The following is a 16391-nucleotide window of genomic DNA, read 5'->3' as shown; positions in this document are numbered from 1 at the left end:
TGGCCATCATGAACGAGTGTGTGCACGTCAGCGCGCTACCCCGCCCCGAGCCCGAGCCGCTGAGCGAAACCTGCCCGGAGTGCCTCGCGGCCGGCAGTCACCCCGTGCAACTGCGGCTGTGCCTGACGTGCGGGCACGTGGGGTGCTGCGACTCCTCCCCGTTCCAGCACGCGACGGCGCACTCCAAGGAGACCGGGCACCCCGTGATGCGGTCCTTCGAGCCGGGTGAAAGCTGGCGTTGGTGCTTTGTCGACGGTTCGATCGTCTGAGCCCTGGGTACGTCAACCCGACGCTCGTTCTTTCCAATTGGGCCCGCGAAACCCCTAGCCACTGTCCGTACCCGTAGGCTTACTATGAGTGACAGCAACGGGGCGGGGTCCCCGGGACACGGAACTGAGCAGCGCGGTAGCGTCACCGCTGAAAGACGAGGTGCGTTACCCGAGTGACGCAGTCCGGGCCGCCGGAGAGCGGCCCCGGAGCCCCGAAAGTGCTTGTACCACCTTGGAGGTGAGGGTGTCCCAGATCGCAGGCGAGCCCGGGAATCAGGACTTCGTAGAGGTCCGCCTTCCGGCTGCGGGTGCCTACCTGTCGGTGCTGCGTACGGCCACGGCCGGCCTCGCGGCGCGCTTGGACTTCACCCTGGACGAGATCGAGGACCTCCGCATCGCGGTCGACGAGGCCTGCGCGATCCTGCTCCAGCAGGCCGTGCCCGGCTCCGTGCTCAGCTGCGTCTTCCGGCTCGTCGACGACTCGTTGGAGGTGACCGTGTCGGCCCCCACCACCGACGGCCGCGCTCCGGAGCGGGACACCTTCGCCTGGACGGTGCTGTCGGCCCTCGCGGGCATGGTCGACTCCTCGGTCGGCGACGACAAGACCGTTTCGATCAGCCTCTACAAAAAGCGCGGCGCGGGACCCGGGCCGGCGTGAAGGACGGGGACGGGCCGGTGCGGGACGAAGAGCGCGGAACACCCGGCAAGCACGGCACCCACGGCCTGCCCGGCCGCGGCAGGGGCGGCACGCGCCCGGCCGCGGGGCGCGGCGGCCCGGTGGAGCCCGGGCCTGCCCCCGGAGGCATCCCCGAGCAGCAGGCAAGGCCGCATCCGCAGGACCCGGAGCAGTCGGGTCCGCTGACGGTGGCCGAGAAGACAGCGATGCCGGATGAGGCAGCGCCGACCGCCGAGGACGGGTTCGACGGGCCGTCCGGTCCGGGCGGGGGGCGAAAGGACCAAGTAGGCGCCGCACGCAGGGGGTCCCCCCGGGCGTCCAGCACTGGGGGCGCGGCCCCCGAAGGGCGGCGGCTGGTGACGGGCGGGACGATGAGCGAGCACGAGCAGCACAGCCGGCACGATCCACAGGACCGCAGCGGCGCGCGAGCGATGTTCGTGGAGCTGCGCGCGCTGGCGGACGGCAGCCCGGAGTACGCGGAGCTGCGCAACAAGCTGGTCCGCATGCACCTGCCGCTCGTGGAGCACCTGGCCCGCCGCTTCCGCAACCGCGGCGAGCCCCTGGACGACCTGACGCAGGTCGCCACGATCGGTCTGATCAAGTCCGTGGACCGCTTCGACCCGGACCGCGGCGTGGAGTTCTCGACGTACGCGACGCCGACGGTGGTCGGCGAGATCAAGCGCCACTTCCGGGACAAGGGCTGGGCGGTGCGCGTCCCGCGGCGGCTGCAGGAGCTGCGCCTCGCCCTGACGACGGCGACCGCCGAGCTCTCCCAGCTGCACGGCCGCTCCCCCACCGTGCACGAGCTGGCCGAGAAGCTGGCGATCTCCGAGGAAGAGGTCCTGGAGGGCCTGGAGTCGGCCAACGCGTACTCCACGCTGTCCCTGGACGTCCCGGACACGGACGACGAGTCCCCGGCCGTGGCGGACACCCTCGGCGCCGAGGACGAGGCCCTGGAGGGCGTCGAGTACCGCGAGTCCCTCAAGCCGCTCCTGGAGGACCTGCCGCCCCGAGAGAAGCGGATCCTGCTCCTTCGCTTCTTCGGCAACATGACGCAGTCGCAGATCGCCCAGGAGGTCGGCATCTCACAGATGCACGTCTCCCGGCTGCTCGCACGCACCCTGGCTCAGCTGCGGGAGAAGCTCCTCGTCGAGGAGTGACCGTCCCCGCGCGCGGGGCGCGCCGCCCGCGGGGGCCGCAGCCTTCCCGCCCGGGCCCGCTCGACGGGCCGGTGGGTTACTTGCCGTCTTCTTGTACGGACCCGGGTCCGCCGATGCCCAGGGCCTCGGTCGCCGCGGGGTTCACCAGGAGGACGAGCGTGGCGACCGCGACCGCGGCGAGTGCGATACCGCCCGGGATCATCGCGCTGTCCGCCTGCAACAGCTGCCAGGCCACCGGCAGCGCCATGATCTGCGTGATGATCGCGGGCCCGCGGGCCCACCGGCGCAGCCGCAGCAGACCGCGCGCGGCGATCAGCGGCAGCAGCGCGAGGACGATCAGCGTGACCCCGCCCGTCGTGGCCTGCCGCGGGTTGTCGGGATCACCCGCCAGGCCCATCACGAGCATGTACGCACCGCCGACGACGAGGGCGAGGCCCTCCAGCGCGGCGAGCGCCGCGGCGGCCGTCAGGCGCCCGGGACGCGGTCCCGTTTCCGGGGCTTCGGGAGTGGTCTTCGGCTCAGTGCTCACCCATCGAGGGTAGCCGCGGGCGGCGCGGGACCGGCACGTCGGTGGGCCCGTCCCCGGGCACCGTCGGTGAGGCCTGGGCGAGACCTCGGTCTGGGCCGGGTAAAGACCGCTAGGTAGTCTGCTGCGCATGCGTGCTCTTCTCGTGGTCAATCCGGCGGCTACTACCACCAGTGCGCGCACGCGTGACGTACTGATCCACGCGCTGGCGAGCGAGATGAAGCTCGAAGCGGTGACCACGGAGTACCGCGGCCACGCCCGCGACCTCGGCCGCCAGGCGGCGGAGAGCGAGGACATCGAGCTGGTCGTGGCCCTCGGCGGCGACGGCACCGTCAACGAGGTCGTCAACGGTCTCCTGCACAACGGCCCCTCTCCGGAGGACCTGCCCCGCCTCGCCGTCGTCCCCGGGGGCTCCACCAATGTGTTCGCGCGCGCCCTGGGGCTGCCGAACGACGCCGTGGAGGCGACCGGCGCGATCCTGGACGCGCTGCGTGAGGGAAGCGAACGCACGGTGAGCCTCGGCCGGGTCTCGGGCACCCCCGGGACGGACGACGAGGCGGTCCCGTCGCGCTGGTTCACCTTCGCGGCCGGGCTCGGCTTCGACGCGGGCGTGGTCGGCCGGGTCGAACAGCACCGGGAGCGAGGCAAGAAATCGACGCACGCCCTTTACGTGCGCCAGGTGGTACGCCAGTTCCTCGGGGAGAACGACCGCCGGCACGGTGCGATCACCTTGGAGCGGGCGGGCGAGGAGCCGGTGACGGACCTCGTGATGTCCATAGTCTGCAACACGTCTCCCTGGTCCTACCTGGGCAATCGGCCTTTGTACGCCTCCCCGAAGGCGTCGTTCGACACCGGTCTCGACGTGCTCGGCCTGAAGCGTCTTTCGACCGCCGCGGTGGCCCGTTACGGGACCCAGCTGCTGCGCTCGACCCCGGAGCGCGGGCCGCACGGGAAGAACGCGGTCTCGCTGCACGACCTGACGGACTTCACCTTGCATTCGAAGGCGCCCCTGCCGCTCCAGATGGACGGTGACCACCTGGGGCTGCGGACGAGCGTGACGTTCACAGGCGTACGCCGTGCACTGCGTGTGATTGTGTGAGTGGAAGGGCCTAAAGTCCTTTCACTCGAACGTTTAGGCCAGGATCCACCCCATGGAAGTACGGCTGTGACCCAGTCGACACTGAGGAATCAAAAAAAACTTTCCGGAAGGGGTTGTATCCGCCGCCGAGGTTTGCGAATCTCTAGGTGGCGATCGGGACGGCCCGCAACACCGGCCTCTACAGACCGCCAGAACCCCTCCTCTCACCACAAGGTCCACACCAGGCAACTGGGAGTCGGCCCTTCCCGCGCGGAGGGATTCGTGAAAGCGTTCACATTCACAAGCACCCTGCATGTAAGACCCAAGGAGAGGTAGCAGCCATGGACTGGCGTCACAACGCCGTTTGCCGCGAGGAAGACCCCGAGCTCTTCTTCCCCATCGGCAACACCGGTCCTGCGCTGCTGCAGATCGAGGAAGCCAAGGCCGTCTGCCGTCGCTGCCCTGTCATTGAGCAGTGCCTGCAGTGGGCGCTCGAGTCCGGCCAGGACTCCGGCGTCTGGGGTGGCCTCAGCGAGGACGAGCGCCGCGCGATGAAGCGCCGCGCCGCCCGCAACCGGGCGCGCCAGGCCAGCGCCTGACGCCCACGCCCCACACGAGCCTGAGCCCGGCGGCGCGTACAGCGCGTACGCAACCCCCGCCCCCGAGCCGCAGCCGCGCAGTACCCCCGGTGCGCATCGCAACGTGAACGAGAAGCCCCGGACCGAATCGGTCCGGGGCTTCTCGCTGTGCGCGCCCGCTCAGGGCTTCCGGGGCTCGCCGCGGTGCGCGCCCGGCGTCACTTGTCGGCGCGTACCGGGATGTCGAGGACGACGCGCGTGCCGCGCTCCGGAGCGCGGACCATGTCGAAGGTGCCGCCCAGCTCGCCCTCGACGAGCGTACGGACGATTTGCAGGCCCAGATTGCCGGTGCGATGCGGATCGAATCCTTCCGGAAGACCGACGCCGTCGTCCTGGACGGTGATCAGCAGCCGGGCCTCCTTGGTGGTGCCGCCGCGCACCGCGGACACCTCGACGGTGCCCGTGTCGCCCTCGCGGAAGCCGTGCTCCAGGGCGTTCTGCAGGATCTCGGTGAGCACCATCGACAGCGGCGTGGCGACCTCGGCGTCGAGGATGCCGAAGCGGCCCGTGCGGCGGCCCGTCACCTTGCCGGGCGAGATCTCCGCGACCATCGCGAGGACGCGGTCGGCGATGTCGTCGAACTCCACGCGCTCGTCGAGGTTCTGCGAGAGCGTCTCGTGGACGATGGCGATGGAGCCCACGCGGCGGACCGCCTCTTCGAGCGCCTCGCGGCCCGAGACGGAGTCGATGCGGCGCGCCTGGAGGCGCAGCAGGGCGGCGACCGTCTGGAGGTTGTTCTTCACCCGGTGGTGGATCTCCCGGATGGTGGCGTCCTTGGTGATCAACTCGCGCTCGCGGCGACGCAGTTCGGTGACGTCGCGCAGCAGCACGAGCGAACCGATGCGCGGACCCTTGGGCTTGAGCGGGATGGCGCGCAGCTGGATCACGCCGTCGCCGCCCTCGATCTCGAACTCGCGGGGCGCCCAGCCGCTGGCGAGCTTGATCAGCGCCTCGTCCACCGGCCCCCGGGACGGGGCGAGTTCGGCGGTCGCCTTGCCCAGGTGGTGGCCCACGAGGTCGGCGGCCAGGCCGAGGCGGTGGTACGCGGACAGGGCGTTGGGGGACGCGTACTGCACGATGCCGTCCGCGTCGAGACGGATCAGACCGTCCCCCACGCGCGGGGAGGCGTCCATGTCGACCTGCTGGTCGGGGAACGGGAAGGAGCCCGCCGCGATCATCTGCGCCAGGTCGGAGGCCGACTGGAGGTAGGTGAGCTCAAGGCGGGAAGGGGTGCGCACCGTAAGGAGGTTGGTGTTGCGGGCGATGACGCCGAGGACGCGCCCTTCCCTGCGTACGGGGATGGACTCGACCCGGACGGGGACCTCCTCGCGCCACTCCGGGTCGCCCTCGCGCACGATGCGGCCCTCGTCGAGGGCGGCGTCGAGGAGCGGGCGGCGGCCGCGCGGGACGAGGTGGCCGACCATGTCGTCCTGGTAGGAGGTGGGGCCGGTGTTGGGCCGCATCTGCGCCACGGAGACATAGCGGGTGCCGTCGCGCGTGGGGACCCACAGGACGAGGTCGGCGAAGGACAGGTCGGAGAGCAGCTGCCACTCCGAGACCAGCAGGTGCAGCCACTCGAGGTCGGAGTCGCCGAGGGCTGTGTGCTGGCGTACGAGGTCGTTCATGGAGGGCACATGTGCGAGCGTACCTGGCGGTCCGGGCGGGGTCCGGGGGCCGCTCCCCCGCGCGCGGGGGCGGTCGGCGCGCCGACGGGCCGCGGCGCCAGGGCGGGACCCTCAACCCGTCCCCAACACCGCAGCCCTTTGGTGCATCGGCGGCCGGACTGTGCGGTATCGGCCGCCGATTCGGGAGAAGCCGACGCGGTCAGGGCAGAGAGCGCCGGTTCCTCGGTCCGCTCTCCTGTGCGGGGAGGGCGGAGCTTATACCCCGCATTGTGGACTAGACCATTCGCGTCTGTCTACGTACGGGGGGATGTTTGTTGTCGCGCCGCGCGCGAGGGCCCTGGGACACGCGGCCTCGGTGCGGAAACGCGCGGCCTCGGTGCGAGGACACGCGGCCTCGGTGCGAGGACACGCGGCTCGGTGCGAGGACACGCCACCTCGGCGCGGGAACCCGCTCTCGGCGCGGGGAACCCGCGCTCGGCGCACGGAATCCACTCTCAGTGCGTGGAGCCCACCGGTTCGGACGCGGGCCAGGCCCGCATCGACATCTCCGCGACGGCCTCCAGCTCCTCGCGAGTGGCACCGTCCCTCGACTGCTGGGACAGGCCCTGCAGGACGGCGCCCACATAGCGGGCGAGCGCCGCCGCGTCCGTGTCCCGGGGCAGTTCGCCGCTCGCGACGGCCGCCTTGATCCGGTCCTCGAACGAGGCGATGTTCGCGTTGCGCTGGTCGCGCAGGGTCTGCTCGACCTCGGGCGTCGCGCAGTTGACCGCGGCGTGGATGACGAGGCAGCCGTGCGGATGCGACGGGTCCGTGTACTCCGCGGCTGCCTCGCGCAGCATGCGCTCGACGCCCGCGCGGGCGGTCGGCTCCTCGTCCATCGCGCGGGCGCCGAAGGCTCCGTACGAGACCGCGTAGCGCTGCAGGACCTCCGCGAACAGGGTCCGCTTGTCGCCGAAGGCCGCGTACAGGCTCGGCGCGCCGATGCCCAGCTCGCGGGTGAGGTCGGAGACGGACGTCGTCTCGTACCCCTGCTCCCAGAACGTGCGCAGGGCCTTCTCCAGGGCCGTCTCGCGGTCGAAGGAGCGGGGCCTGCCTCGCTGTTTCGTCGCCATGGGAAAAATTCTATAGCGGGCACTAGAAAAGCGGGAAGGAGATCGGGTATGGTCTTTGTGTAGCGACCGCTAGAGAAAGAGGGGGGCGCCTGATCATGGGTGCGTCGAAGGGGAATGCGACGGGGACGGCTTCCGGGGAGGCGGCGCCGGGGGAGGCCGGCCGCACGGCCGGATCTGCGGCGGGGCGGCTCGCCGGAAGGACCGCGCTCGTCACGGGCGGCAGCCGGGGCATCGGGCGGGGCATCGCCGAGCGGCTCGGCCGGGACGGCGCCCGCGTCGCCGTGCACTACGGCAGCAACGAGGCGGCCGCGAAGGAGACGGTGGCGGCGATCGAGCGGGCAGGCGGCTCGGCGTTCGCGATCGGCGCGGAGCTCGGGAGGCCGGGGGACGCCGAGGCGCTGTGGACGGCGTTCGACGCCCACGCGGACGGCGTCGACATCCTGGTGAACAACGCGGGCATCGGCACGTCACGCCCCTTCGCGGACACCGACGAGGCGGAGTTCGACCGGCTCTTCGCGGTGAACACCAAGGCGCCGTACTTCATCACGCAGCTCGCCACGGAGCGCCTGCGCGACGGCGGCCGGATCATCAACATCTCGTCCGGCGTCTCCCGCGCCGCCGTCATGCCGGACATCCTGACGTACGCGATGACGAAGGGCGCCCTGGACGTCTTCACGCGGAATCTGTCGAAGGTCCTGGGCCCTCGCGGCATCACGGTGAACTCGGTCGCCCCGGGCGTCGTGGACACGGACGTCAACGCCGCCTGGCTGCGCGGCGAGGAGAACGAGGCGGCGCGGGCGGGCGCGGCGGCGCTGTCCGCCCTCGGCAAGGTCGGCACGGTGGAGGACATAGCCGACGTGGTCGCGTTCCTCGCCTCGCCGGACGGCCGCTGGGTGACGGGCCAGTGGCTCGACGCCACGGGAGGCTCGCTGGCCTGAGGGCTCAGGGCCCGGCCGCGGCGGGGTGGGGCCCCGGTCGCTCAGCGGGTCTCCGTCACCTTGGCCAGTGCCCTGGGCGCGTCCGGGTCCTGGCCGCGGGCGATGGTGACCTCGTAGGCGAGGAGTTGCAGGGGGATGATCTCCAGGATCGGCTGGAGTTCCTCGGCCACGTCCTCGGTCGGCAGCACGAATCCGGCGGACGCCTGCTCGACCTGGGCCTTGGGGCCGATGACCACCAGGTCGGCGCCGCGGCCGCGCAGCCGGTCGAGCACGGGCTGGAGCGCCTCCCCTCCCCTGCCGTCCGTGACCACCGCGATGACCGGCGAGATGTTGTCGACCATGGCGAGGGGGCCGTGCAGGAGGTCGGCGCCGGAGTAGGCGAGGGCGGGGATGTAGCTGGTCTCCATCAGCTTCAGGGCGGCCTCCTTGGCGGTGGGGTAGCCGTAGCCGCGCGAGGTGATCACCATGCGTTCGGCGAAGCGGTAGCGCGCGGCGAGGGTGCGGATCTCGTCGTGGCGCGCCAGGAGGTCCGCGGCGAGGCCGGGCAGGGCACCGGCCTGTGCGCCGTCGCTCCCGCGCAGGCCCTCGACGAAGAGGTACAGGGCGAGCAGGGACGCCGTGTAGGTCTTGGTCGCGGGGAGGGCCTTCTCCGGGCCCGCGAGGATGTCGATGTGGTGCTCGGAGACGGCCGCGAGGGGCGAGTCCGGGTTGTTGGTGACGGCGAGGGTGACGGCGCCGGCCTCGCGGGCGGCCTGGGTGGAGGCCACCAGGTCCGGTGACCCGCCCGACTGGCTCACGGTGATGACCAGGACGTCCCGCAGATCGGGCTTGGCCGCGTAGGCCGTGGTCGTGGACATGGAGGTCAGCCCGCAGGGCAGGCCGAGACGGACTTCGAGGAGGTACTTGGCGTAGAGCGCGGCGTGGTCGGAGGTGCCGCGGGCGGTGAGCAGCACGAAGCGGGGGTGCTTCGCCGCGACCTCTTCGGCGGTCCTGCGGATCCGGGGCGCGCCGCTGTCGAGGATGCGTCGCAGCACGTCGGGCTGCTCGGCCATCTCCCGGGACATGATGCGGCCCGGCTGCTCGCTGTACGGGGAGGAGGGGGTCACGGTCATGCGTACCACTCTGCTCGCTCCCGGCCGGGAGCGCTCCTTGTTCACGTTCGCGGGGGCTCGGGAGCTCGGGGGCGCTTCGTCCGCCGGGGCCTGGCGCGGCTGGTTCGCCGGGGCTCCTCGGGGAGGGCCTTGTTCGCCAGGGCTCGGGGGGGGCTTCGCCGGTGTCGGGCGTGCCGGCCTCCGTTCCACCGGCCTGGGCTCGGGCGGCGCCCCGGCCTCGGGCAGCCTCGGCCTGGCCGCTGTGGGCGGGTGGTGGGCTGCGGGGCGCCCGGGCGGGCCCCGGCGGGCTCCGGAGCGTGTCCTCGCTCGCCGGGCGTGGTGGGCACGGAGCCGGAAGCATGGGTGTGAGAGGGCTGCGCTCCAGGGGGTCAGCTCTGCTAGATTGGTCTATACCACACCGTCCCCCTTCTCCAGATCGGCAGGCCCAGCGTGGAAGTTGTCATCGTCCCGGACGCCAAGGCAGGCGGCGAGCTCATCGCGGAGGCCATGGCCGCCCTGGTGCGCCGTAAGCCTGACGCCCTGCTCGGTGTCGCCACCGGCTCGACCCCGCTGCCCATCTACGAGGCCCTGGCCGCCAAGGTCCGCGACGGTGCCGTGGACGTGGCGCGGGCGCGGATCTGCCAGCTCGACGAGTACGTCGGGCTTCCGGCCGGGCACCCGGAGTCGTACCGCTCGGTGGTGCTCCGGGAGGTCGTCGAGCCGCTCGGTCTGAGCGAGGCGGCCTTCATGGGCCCGGACGGCAGCGCCGAGGACGTACAGGGCGCCTGCGAGGCGTACGACCGCGCCCTCGCCGAGGCGGGCGGCGTGGACCTCCAGCTGCTCGGGATCGGCACGGACGGGCACATCGGGTTCAACGAGCCCTGTTCGTCGCTTGCCTCGCGGACGCGGATCAAGACCCTGACCGAGCAGACCCGGGTGGACAACGCGCGGTTCTTCGACGGCGACATCGACCAGGTCCCGCACCACGTCATCACGCAGGGCATCGGCACGATCCTGGAGGCGCGCCACCTGGTGCTGCTCGCGACGGGCGAGGGCAAGGCGGACGCCGTGGCGGCCACGGTCGAGGGGCCGGTGGCGTCCATCGTGCCCGCGTCGGCGCTGCAGCTGCACGCGCACGCGACGGTCGTGGTGGACGAGGCCGCGGCGTCGAAGCTGAAGCTGGCGGACTACTTCCGGCACACGTACGCCAACAAGCCTGCGTGGCAGGGGCTCTAGGCCTCCGGCCCCGGGCACACCGACGGCGCCGGGCCGCCCTCCCCTCTAGGGGTGGGGCGGCCCGGCGCCGTCGCAAGGGCGGAGCGTGCGGCTACGCGCCCGTGATCGCCTCTGCCGCCGCGATGCCGCAGACGCGGGCCGCGCCGTGGGTGGCGATGTGGAGGGCGCCCGTGGGCTTGGCCTGCGGGACGCCCATCTCGACCACGATGGTGTCGGGGCGGGCGGCGAGCAGATGGTCGACGGCCGCCGTCATCCAGGGGTGGCGGTGGGCGTCGCGGACGACGGCGACGATCCGCCGGTCCCCCGCCGCGGCCAGGGCCTCGCGGCCCGCGTCGGCACCGGTGAAGGAGCCGGTCTCGGTGCCGGGCAGACGGCGGCCGAGTTCGGCGGCGACGCCCCACGGGGTCTCGTCGCCGACGGCGATGTTGGCCACCGGTGTGAGCGCGGCGACGTAGGGGGCGCTGGTCAGCGGGCCCGCGTAGGTCTCGCTGTGGGTGACCGTCAGGGCGCGGCGGGCCGCGCGCAGGCCGATCTCGGTGTCGGGCACGCCCCCCGAACGCCCGGCCGCGCCCGACACCGAGGTCCAGTGCGCGAGCGCCCGGACCCGGGCGGCCGCGTCGGCGAGCCGCTCCTCGGGCAGCTCGCCCGCGCGGACCGCCGACACGAGGGCGTCGCGCAGACGGCGTACCGTCAGCTCGTCGTGGAGGCCGCCGCCGACGCAGATGGCGTCGCAGCCGGCGGCGATGGCGAGGACGGTGCCGCGCTCGATGCCGTACGTCGAGGAGATGGCCTGCATCTCGATGCCGTCGGTGACGATCAGGCCGTCGAAGCCGAGCTCGCCGCGGAGCACATCGGTGAGGATGCGCCGCGAGAGCGTCGCCGGGTACTCCGGGTCGAGGGCCGGGACGCTGATGTGGGCGCTCATGACGGCGCGGGTGCCCGCGGCGATCGCGGCCCGGAAGGGGGCGAGTTCGCGGGCGCTCAGGACGTCCGCGTCGACGCCGATGTGCGGCACGGCGTGGTGCGAGTCGACCGCCGTGTCGCCGTGGCCGGGGAAGTGCTTGGCGCAGGCGGCGACGCCGGAGGACTGCAGGCCCTCGATGTAGGCGGCGGTGTGCCGGGCCACCAGGTCGGTGTCGGCGCCGAAGGAGCGCACGCCGATGACCGGGTTGTCCGGGTCGGAGTTGACGTCCGCGGACGGCGCCCAGTTGAAGGTGACGCCGCACTCGGCGAGGCGGCGCCCCAGCTCGGCGGCGACGCCGCGGGTGAGCGCGGTGTCGTCCACCGCGCCGAGCGCGTGGTTGCCGGGGAAGGACGAGCCGGTGCGCACCTCGAGGCGGGTGACGTCACCGCTCTCCTCGTCGATGGCGACGAGGAGGTCCTCGCGCTCGGCGCGCAGCTGGGCGGTGAGCGCGGCCACCTGCTCGGGCGTCTGGACGTTGCGGCCGAACAGGCCCACGGCGGCCAGGCCCTCACCGATGTGGCGGAGCAGCCAGTCGGGGGCGGTGGTCCCGCCGAAGCCGGGCTGGAGGACGGTCAGGGCGTCGCGCGTCAGGGTGTCCGGCGTGGATGCGGTGGAGCTCATGAGTGTGCGTTATCCCTTCACGGCACCGTCGGTGAGACCGGCGACGGCGCGCCGCTGGAGGAAGACGAAGAGGAGCAGGATCGGGATGGCGAAGATCGTGGACGCGGCCATGGTGGCACCCCAGTCGTCGCCGTAGACGGTCTGGAAGCTCGTCAGCCACGTCGGCAGCGTCTTGGACTCCGGGTCCTTGTTGACCAGCATGGCGATGGGGAACTCGTTCCAGGCGGTGATGAAGCCGAAGAGCGAGGTGGACATCAGGCCGGGGGCGAGCAGCGGCAGGATGATGCGGCGGAACGCCTGCATGCGGGTGCAGCCGTCGACCATCGCCGACTCCTCCAGTTCCTTGGGCACGGCGGCGACGAAGCCGCGCAGCGTGAGGATCGTGAAGGGCAGGATCATCACCATGTAGAAGAGCGTCAACGGCACCAGGCTGTTCAGCATCTCGGCGTCGCGCACGATCATGTAGATCGAGATGACCATGACTTCCCAGGGCGCCATCTGGGCCAGCATGAAGCCGATGATGAAGCCCCGGCGGCCCTTGAACCGCATACGGGCGAGCGCGAAGGCCGACAGCAGGGCGATGGCGAGGGAGAAGACGACCGCGAGGACGGTGACGGTCACCGAGTTCCTGACCATCTGCCAGAAGTGGTCGGCGTCGACGGCCGTCTTGAAGTGCTCGAAGGTGAAGTCGAAGGGGATCCAGACCGGGTCCTCGCTGATGATGTCGCCGGTCGGCTTGAAGGCCGTGGCGAACATCCAGTAGACGGGGAAGACCAGGCCGATGAAGAGGACGACGGCGACGACGTTGGGCCAGGTGCGGCCGAACCAGGAGCGCTTCACGCGTCCTCCTCTTGCTTGAGCACGATGCGCAGGTGATACGCGGTCAGGAAGAGCATGATGATGATGGTCAGCATGGCGATGGCGGAGCCCATGCCGTAGTGCTGGTTGCCCGAGCCCTCGATGTAGGCGTAGACGGGCAGGATCTCCGTGAGCCGGTCGGGGCCGCCCTGGTTGATGGCATAGACCTGGACGAGGGCCTTGAAGACCCAGATGACCTCGAGGAAGGTCGTGGCGTAGAGGAAGGGCCGCAGGAACGGCAGGGTCACCGAGGTGAACTGCTTCCAGGCGCCCGCGCCGTCGAGCGACGCGGCCTCGTAGAGCTCCTTGGGGATGGTCGTGGTGGCGGCGTACAGGTTGATCGCCACGAAGGGGATCGACATCCACACGATCAGCGTGATGATCACGAAGAAGGTGGAGTACTGGCCGCCGAACCAGTCGTAGTCGGCCATGGAGCTGAAGCCGACCTTGGCGAGCACCCAGTTGACGACGCCGTAGCGCTGGGCGAACAGCCACTGGTAGACGGTGGTGCCCGCGACGACGGGCATGGCCCAGGCGAGGACGAGGCCGAAGAGCAGCAGCCGCCGCATCTTGGTGCCGAGCTTGGCGAGCAGCAGTCCGATCAGGGTGCCGAGCACCATGATGAGGACGACGTTGATGGCGGTGAAGACGATCGACCGCCCGGTGACGCGCCAGAAGTCCTCGCTCTTGAGGACCTCCTTGTAGTTGTCGATGCCGTTCCACTCGGTGAGATGCAGGATGACCTGTCTCATGTTGAGGTTCTGGAACGACAGGATCCCGTTGTTCACCAGCGGCCAGCCCAGGAACACCAGGGTGGCCACGAGCGCGGGAAGCAACAGCAGATAGGGACCCAGGGACCCGATCCTGACGCGGGGCGTGCGCGGGGCCCCGGTGCGCCCGCCGCCCGACTTCACTACCTCCGGCGGGCCGGAGGGCGGCCGCTCGGTCTGTACGGTCATGCTCGCCATCTCTCTCATCGGCACGTCACACAGGAATGCGCCGGGGGCGGCGAGGCGGGGGTCGCGGGCACGACCCTGTGGTCACCGCCCCCGGCGGGGCGCTTCCTTACTGCTTCTGCGACAGGCGCTTGTTGAACTCGCCCTCGACCTTCTTGGCGGCGTCGGCGGGCGAATCGCCGTTCATGACCGCGGTCAGATAGCTCTTGATCGGGTTGGGCTCGTTCTCGACGGCGCCCCACTCCGGGATCAGCGGGGTGATGCCGCCGCCGGCGGTGGCCGGGGCCATGGCCTCGGCGGCCACGTTGCCCTTGAGGTTGGACTCCAGGGCCTTCTTGTTCGGGATCACGCCGCCTTCCTTGGCGAGCTGGCCCTCGAACTTGTCGGACATCGCGATCTTCAGGAACTCCTTGGCGAGCTCCTGCTTCTCGCTGGTGGCGGCGACGGCGAGGTTGGAGCCGCCGAGGAAGACGCCCTCGGGCTTGGCGGCCGTGGCGCCCGGGATCGTGAAGTAGCCGATGTCCTTCTCGATCTTCTTGTTGGCCTTGATGGCCGTGGCGGCCTCCCAGCTCATGCCCACGAACGCGCCGGTCTTGCCCTTGGCGAAGACCTCGGCCTGCTGCGGGGTGGCCTCGTCCTTGTTCTTCGGCGCCTTCGACAGGGCCTGGAACTTCTTGTACGTCTCCACGGCCTTGACCACCTTCGGGTCGTCGAGGTTGGAGACGTACTTGTCGCCGTCCTTCTTGACCAGCTCGCCGCCCTCGCCGATGACGAGGCCCACGAAGTGGTACCAGTTCTGGCCCGGCATGTAGATCGGCTCCGCGTCGGTCTTCTCGCCGATCTTCTTCAGGTCGGCGTAGAACTCGTCACGGGTCTTGGGCGTCTTCTTGATGCCCGCGTCGGCCCAGATCTTCTTGTTGTAGAGCACGACGCGGTTCAGCACGAACCACGGGGCGGCGTACTGCTTGCCGTCGACGATCGTGGACTTGTTGACGGACTCGGTCCAGTCGGCGCCGATCGACTCCTTGAGGTCGCTCAGGTCGGCGAGACCGCCGGACTTGGCGTAGGCGGCCGTCTGGGTGTTGCCGATCTCGAAGACGTCCGGCGGGTTCTCCTCGGAGAGGGCGGCGGTCAGCTTCTGCTGGATGCCGTTCCAGTCCTGGACCTCGAGCTTCAGCTTCGCGCCGGTCTTCTTCTCGAAGGCGGCCGTGACGTCCTTGGTCCACTGGTCCGGCGTCGAACCGTCCATGGCCCAGAGCGTCAGCGTCTCGCCCTTGAAGCCGTCCGCCCCGGACTTCTTGTCGTCCTTGTCGTCGCCGCCACACGCCGCGACCGAGACCAACATGCCCGCGACACCGATCGCCGCTATGAGCTTGCGCTTCACGTCATCCTCCTTTGGATGCCACCCAGCCAACCCCCCACCCGCAGCGACCAAGAGGACCGAAAGACTGCCCGTGGGACTGGACCTGGTCTTTAATGGTGTAGACCAGTACGGGGGAGCTTGGCCTAGACCTTTTGGGGTGTCAAGGGTGTATAAGAAGGGCTGTCGGCTCCGTTATCGGACCGACACCTGAGCGGCACGGCTCTCCCCCGACGGCTTCGCTCGAACAGGGGTGACCCCCCTGGGCCGGACCGTGCCACGATGTGAGCCGCGACAGACGGAGGAGCCGGTGACGGCAGCAGCACAGGAGCCGGTCAGAGCAGCACAGGAACGGGGAAGGCGGAGCATGGGCACAGAGGCGGGCAGCACCCGGGCCGGGGTGGGCACCTCGGCGACGGCAGCCGCGAGCGCGGCCGCCCCCGCCCTCGCGGCAGGCGACGGCTCCGGCCCCGCCAAGTCCGTGCGCCCGGCCCGCGTGCCCAAGTACTACCGCCTGAAGCGGCACTTGCTGGACATGACCGAGACCCTGCCGCCGGGCACCCCGGTGCCGCCCGAGCGCACCCTCGCCGCCGAGTTCGACACCTCGCGCACCACGGTGCGCCAGGCCCTTCAGGAACTGGTCGTCGAGGGCCGCCTGGAGCGCATCCAGGGCAAGGGCACGTTCGTGGCCAAGCCGAAGGTGTCGCAGGCGCTCCAACTCACCTCGTACACCGAGGACATGAAGGCCCAGGGCCTGGAGCCGACCTCCCAGCTCCTGGACATCGGGTACATCACCGCCGACGACACCCTGGCCGGTCTCCTGGACATCGCCGCCGGGGGGCGCGTCCTGCGCATCGAGCGGCTGCGGCTCGCCAGCGGCGAGCCGATGGCCATCGAGACCACGCATCTGTCCGCCAAGCGCTTCCCCGCGCTCAGACGCTCGCTCGTGAAGTACACGTCCCTGTACACGGCCCTCGCCGAGGTCTACGACGTGCACCTCGCCGAGGCCGAGGAGACCATCGAGACCTCCCTCGCGACCCCGCGCGAGGCGGGCCTGCTCGGCACCGACGTCGGCCTGCCGATGCTGATGCTGTCGCGGCACTCCGTGGACGGGAGCGGGCAGCCGGTGGAGTGGGTGCGCTCGGTCTACCGGGGCGACCGGTACAAGTTCGTGGCCCGGCTCAAGCGGCCGCAGGACTGAGGCCGCGCCGACGCCCCGGCGCCGACGCCGACGCGCCCCGGGGCGACGCCGCGGGAGTGATGCCGCGCCCCGGGCCCCCGGC

General features: G+C 71.0%; 16 protein-coding genes. 8 read left to right on the top strand and 8 right to left on the bottom strand.

From position 1 onward, the window contains the following. The first annotated feature begins 8 nt into the window (after nt 1-8). From CP982_RS27820 to CP982_RS27810, 3 genes are all read left to right on the top strand, one after another. On the top strand, nt 9-269 hold the full coding sequence (locus CP982_RS27820; protein ID WP_030683382.1) for a UBP-type zinc finger domain-containing protein: 261 nt from the start codon (nt 9-11) through the stop codon (nt 267-269). A gap of 244 nt (nt 270-513) precedes the next feature. Further along, nucleotides 514-927 (top strand): ATP-binding protein, encoded by a 414-nt coding sequence (locus CP982_RS27815; protein ID WP_030683379.1) that lies wholly within the window; start codon nt 514-516, stop codon nt 925-927. Beyond that, nucleotides 924-2105: an RNA polymerase sigma factor SigF gene (locus CP982_RS27810; protein WP_150512973.1), complete on the top strand. Its 1182-nt coding sequence runs from the start codon at nt 924-926 to the stop codon at nt 2103-2105. The genes CP982_RS27815 and CP982_RS27810 overlap by 4 nt, the downstream gene beginning before the upstream one ends. Nucleotides 2106-2181: 76 nt before the next feature. Here the strand turns inward: CP982_RS27810 and CP982_RS27805 are convergent, their stop codons facing one another. Then, nucleotides 2182-2634: a hypothetical protein gene (locus CP982_RS27805; RefSeq protein ID WP_150512972.1), complete on the bottom strand. Its 453-nt coding sequence runs from the start codon at nt 2632-2634 to the stop codon at nt 2182-2184. A gap of 127 nt (nt 2635-2761) precedes the next feature. Here CP982_RS27805 and CP982_RS27800 point away from each other — a divergent pair, with 127 nt between their 5' ends. Both CP982_RS27800 and CP982_RS27795 read left to right on the top strand, forming a co-directional pair. Further along, a complete protein-coding gene (locus CP982_RS27800) occupies nt 2762-3730 on the top strand; it encodes a diacylglycerol/lipid kinase family protein (RefSeq protein ID WP_150512971.1) in 969 nt (322 codons plus the stop codon). 320 nt (nt 3731-4050) lie between these two features. Further along, entirely contained in the window at nt 4051-4308 is a 258-nt protein-coding gene (locus tag CP982_RS27795; RefSeq protein WP_003992873.1) for a WhiB family transcriptional regulator, read from the top strand. 197 nt (nt 4309-4505) lie between these two features. On the opposite strand, the gene CP982_RS27790 is transcribed toward CP982_RS27795, so the two are convergent. Beyond that, the gene (locus tag CP982_RS27790) at nt 4506-5972 is read right to left on the bottom strand and encodes a sensor histidine kinase (protein WP_150515744.1); all 1467 of its coding nucleotides are present in this window, start codon (nt 5970-5972) and stop codon (nt 4506-4508) included. A 494-nt stretch (nt 5973-6466) separates the two neighbouring features. Continuing rightward, the gene (locus CP982_RS27785) at nt 6467-7084 is read right to left on the bottom strand and encodes a TetR/AcrR family transcriptional regulator (protein WP_150512970.1); all 618 of its coding nucleotides are present in this window, start codon (nt 7082-7084) and stop codon (nt 6467-6469) included. 95 nt (nt 7085-7179) lie between these two features. Here CP982_RS27785 and CP982_RS27780 point away from each other — a divergent pair, with 95 nt between their 5' ends. Further along, on the top strand, nt 7180-8022 hold the full coding sequence (locus CP982_RS27780; protein ID WP_150512969.1) for an SDR family oxidoreductase: 843 nt from the start codon (nt 7180-7182) through the stop codon (nt 8020-8022). Nucleotides 8023-8063: 41 nt separating this feature from the next. On the opposite strand, the gene CP982_RS27775 is transcribed toward CP982_RS27780, so the two are convergent. Next, nucleotides 8064-9134 (bottom strand): SIS domain-containing protein, encoded by a 1071-nt coding sequence (locus tag CP982_RS27775; RefSeq protein ID WP_150512968.1) that lies wholly within the window; start codon nt 9132-9134, stop codon nt 8064-8066. A 429-nt stretch (nt 9135-9563) separates the two neighbouring features. Here CP982_RS27775 and nagB point away from each other — a divergent pair, with 429 nt between their 5' ends. Beyond that, nucleotides 9564-10349 carry a glucosamine-6-phosphate deaminase gene (gene nagB, locus CP982_RS27770; RefSeq protein WP_150512967.1) on the top strand — a complete coding sequence of 262 codons (786 nt, stop codon included), beginning with the start codon at nt 9564-9566 and terminating at the stop codon, nt 10347-10349. A 91-nt stretch (nt 10350-10440) separates the two neighbouring features. On the opposite strand, the gene CP982_RS27765 is transcribed toward nagB, so the two are convergent. The 4 genes from CP982_RS27765 to CP982_RS27750 all read right to left on the bottom strand — a co-directional run bounded on the left by CP982_RS27765 (nt 10441) and on the right by CP982_RS27750 (nt 15132). Next, nucleotides 10441-11934 (bottom strand): glycoside hydrolase family 3 protein, encoded by a 1494-nt coding sequence (locus tag CP982_RS27765; protein ID WP_150512966.1) that lies wholly within the window; start codon nt 11932-11934, stop codon nt 10441-10443. 9 nt (nt 11935-11943) lie between these two features. Continuing rightward, the gene (locus CP982_RS27760; RefSeq protein ID WP_150512965.1) at nt 11944-12774 is read right to left on the bottom strand and encodes a carbohydrate ABC transporter permease; all 831 of its coding nucleotides are present in this window, start codon (nt 12772-12774) and stop codon (nt 11944-11946) included. Beyond that, nucleotides 12771-13751 carry a carbohydrate ABC transporter permease gene (locus tag CP982_RS27755; RefSeq protein WP_150512964.1) on the bottom strand — a complete coding sequence of 327 codons (981 nt, stop codon included), beginning with the start codon at nt 13749-13751 and terminating at the stop codon, nt 12771-12773. Before CP982_RS27755 ends, CP982_RS27760 begins: the two co-directional genes overlap by 4 nt. 106 nt (nt 13752-13857) lie before the next feature. After that, a complete protein-coding gene (locus CP982_RS27750) occupies nt 13858-15132 on the bottom strand; it encodes an extracellular solute-binding protein (RefSeq protein ID WP_150512963.1) in 1275 nt (424 codons plus the stop codon). Between the two features lie 343 nt (nt 15133-15475). Between CP982_RS27750 and CP982_RS27745 the strand changes: the two genes are divergently transcribed. Beyond that, nucleotides 15476-16309, top strand: coding sequence for a GntR family transcriptional regulator (locus tag CP982_RS27745; protein ID WP_221515156.1), 834 nt, complete (start codon nt 15476-15478; stop codon nt 16307-16309). The last annotated feature ends 82 nt before the right edge of the window (nt 16310-16391 follow it).

The organism is Streptomyces spectabilis, assembly GCF_008704795.1.
Taxonomy (GTDB): domain Bacteria; phylum Actinomycetota; class Actinomycetes; order Streptomycetales; family Streptomycetaceae; genus Streptomyces; species Streptomyces spectabilis.
This window is presented reverse-complemented; position numbering and strand designations above follow the sequence as displayed.

Bases quoted from the DNA above. Each gene is read 5' to 3' on its own strand.
- CP982_RS27745 (WP_221515156.1), top strand. From the start codon at position 15,476: ATGGGCACAGAGGCGGGCAGCACCCGGGCCGGGGTGGGCACCTCGGCG.
- CP982_RS27820 (WP_030683382.1), top strand. From the start codon at position 9: ATGAACGAGTGTGTGCACGTCAGCGCGCTACCCCGCCCCGAGCCCGAG.
- CP982_RS27775 (WP_150512968.1), bottom strand. From the start codon at position 9,134: ATGACCGTGACCCCCTCCTCCCCGTACAGCGAGCAGCCGGGCCGCATC.
- CP982_RS27795 (WP_003992873.1), top strand. From the start codon at position 4,051: ATGGACTGGCGTCACAACGCCGTTTGCCGCGAGGAAGACCCCGAGCTC.
- CP982_RS27790 (WP_150515744.1), bottom strand. From the start codon at position 5,972: ATGAACGACCTCGTACGCCAGCACACAGCCCTCGGCGACTCCGACCTC.
- CP982_RS27780 (WP_150512969.1), top strand. From the start codon at position 7,180: ATGGGTGCGTCGAAGGGGAATGCGACGGGGACGGCTTCCGGGGAGGCG.
- CP982_RS27765 (WP_150512966.1), bottom strand. From the start codon at position 11,934: ATGAGCTCCACCGCATCCACGCCGGACACCCTGACGCGCGACGCCCTG.
- CP982_RS27800 (WP_150512971.1), top strand. From the start codon at position 2,762: ATGCGTGCTCTTCTCGTGGTCAATCCGGCGGCTACTACCACCAGTGCG.
- CP982_RS27785 (WP_150512970.1), bottom strand. From the start codon at position 7,084: ATGGCGACGAAACAGCGAGGCAGGCCCCGCTCCTTCGACCGCGAGACG.
- CP982_RS27755 (WP_150512964.1), bottom strand. From the start codon at position 13,751: ATGACCGTACAGACCGAGCGGCCGCCCTCCGGCCCGCCGGAGGTAGTG.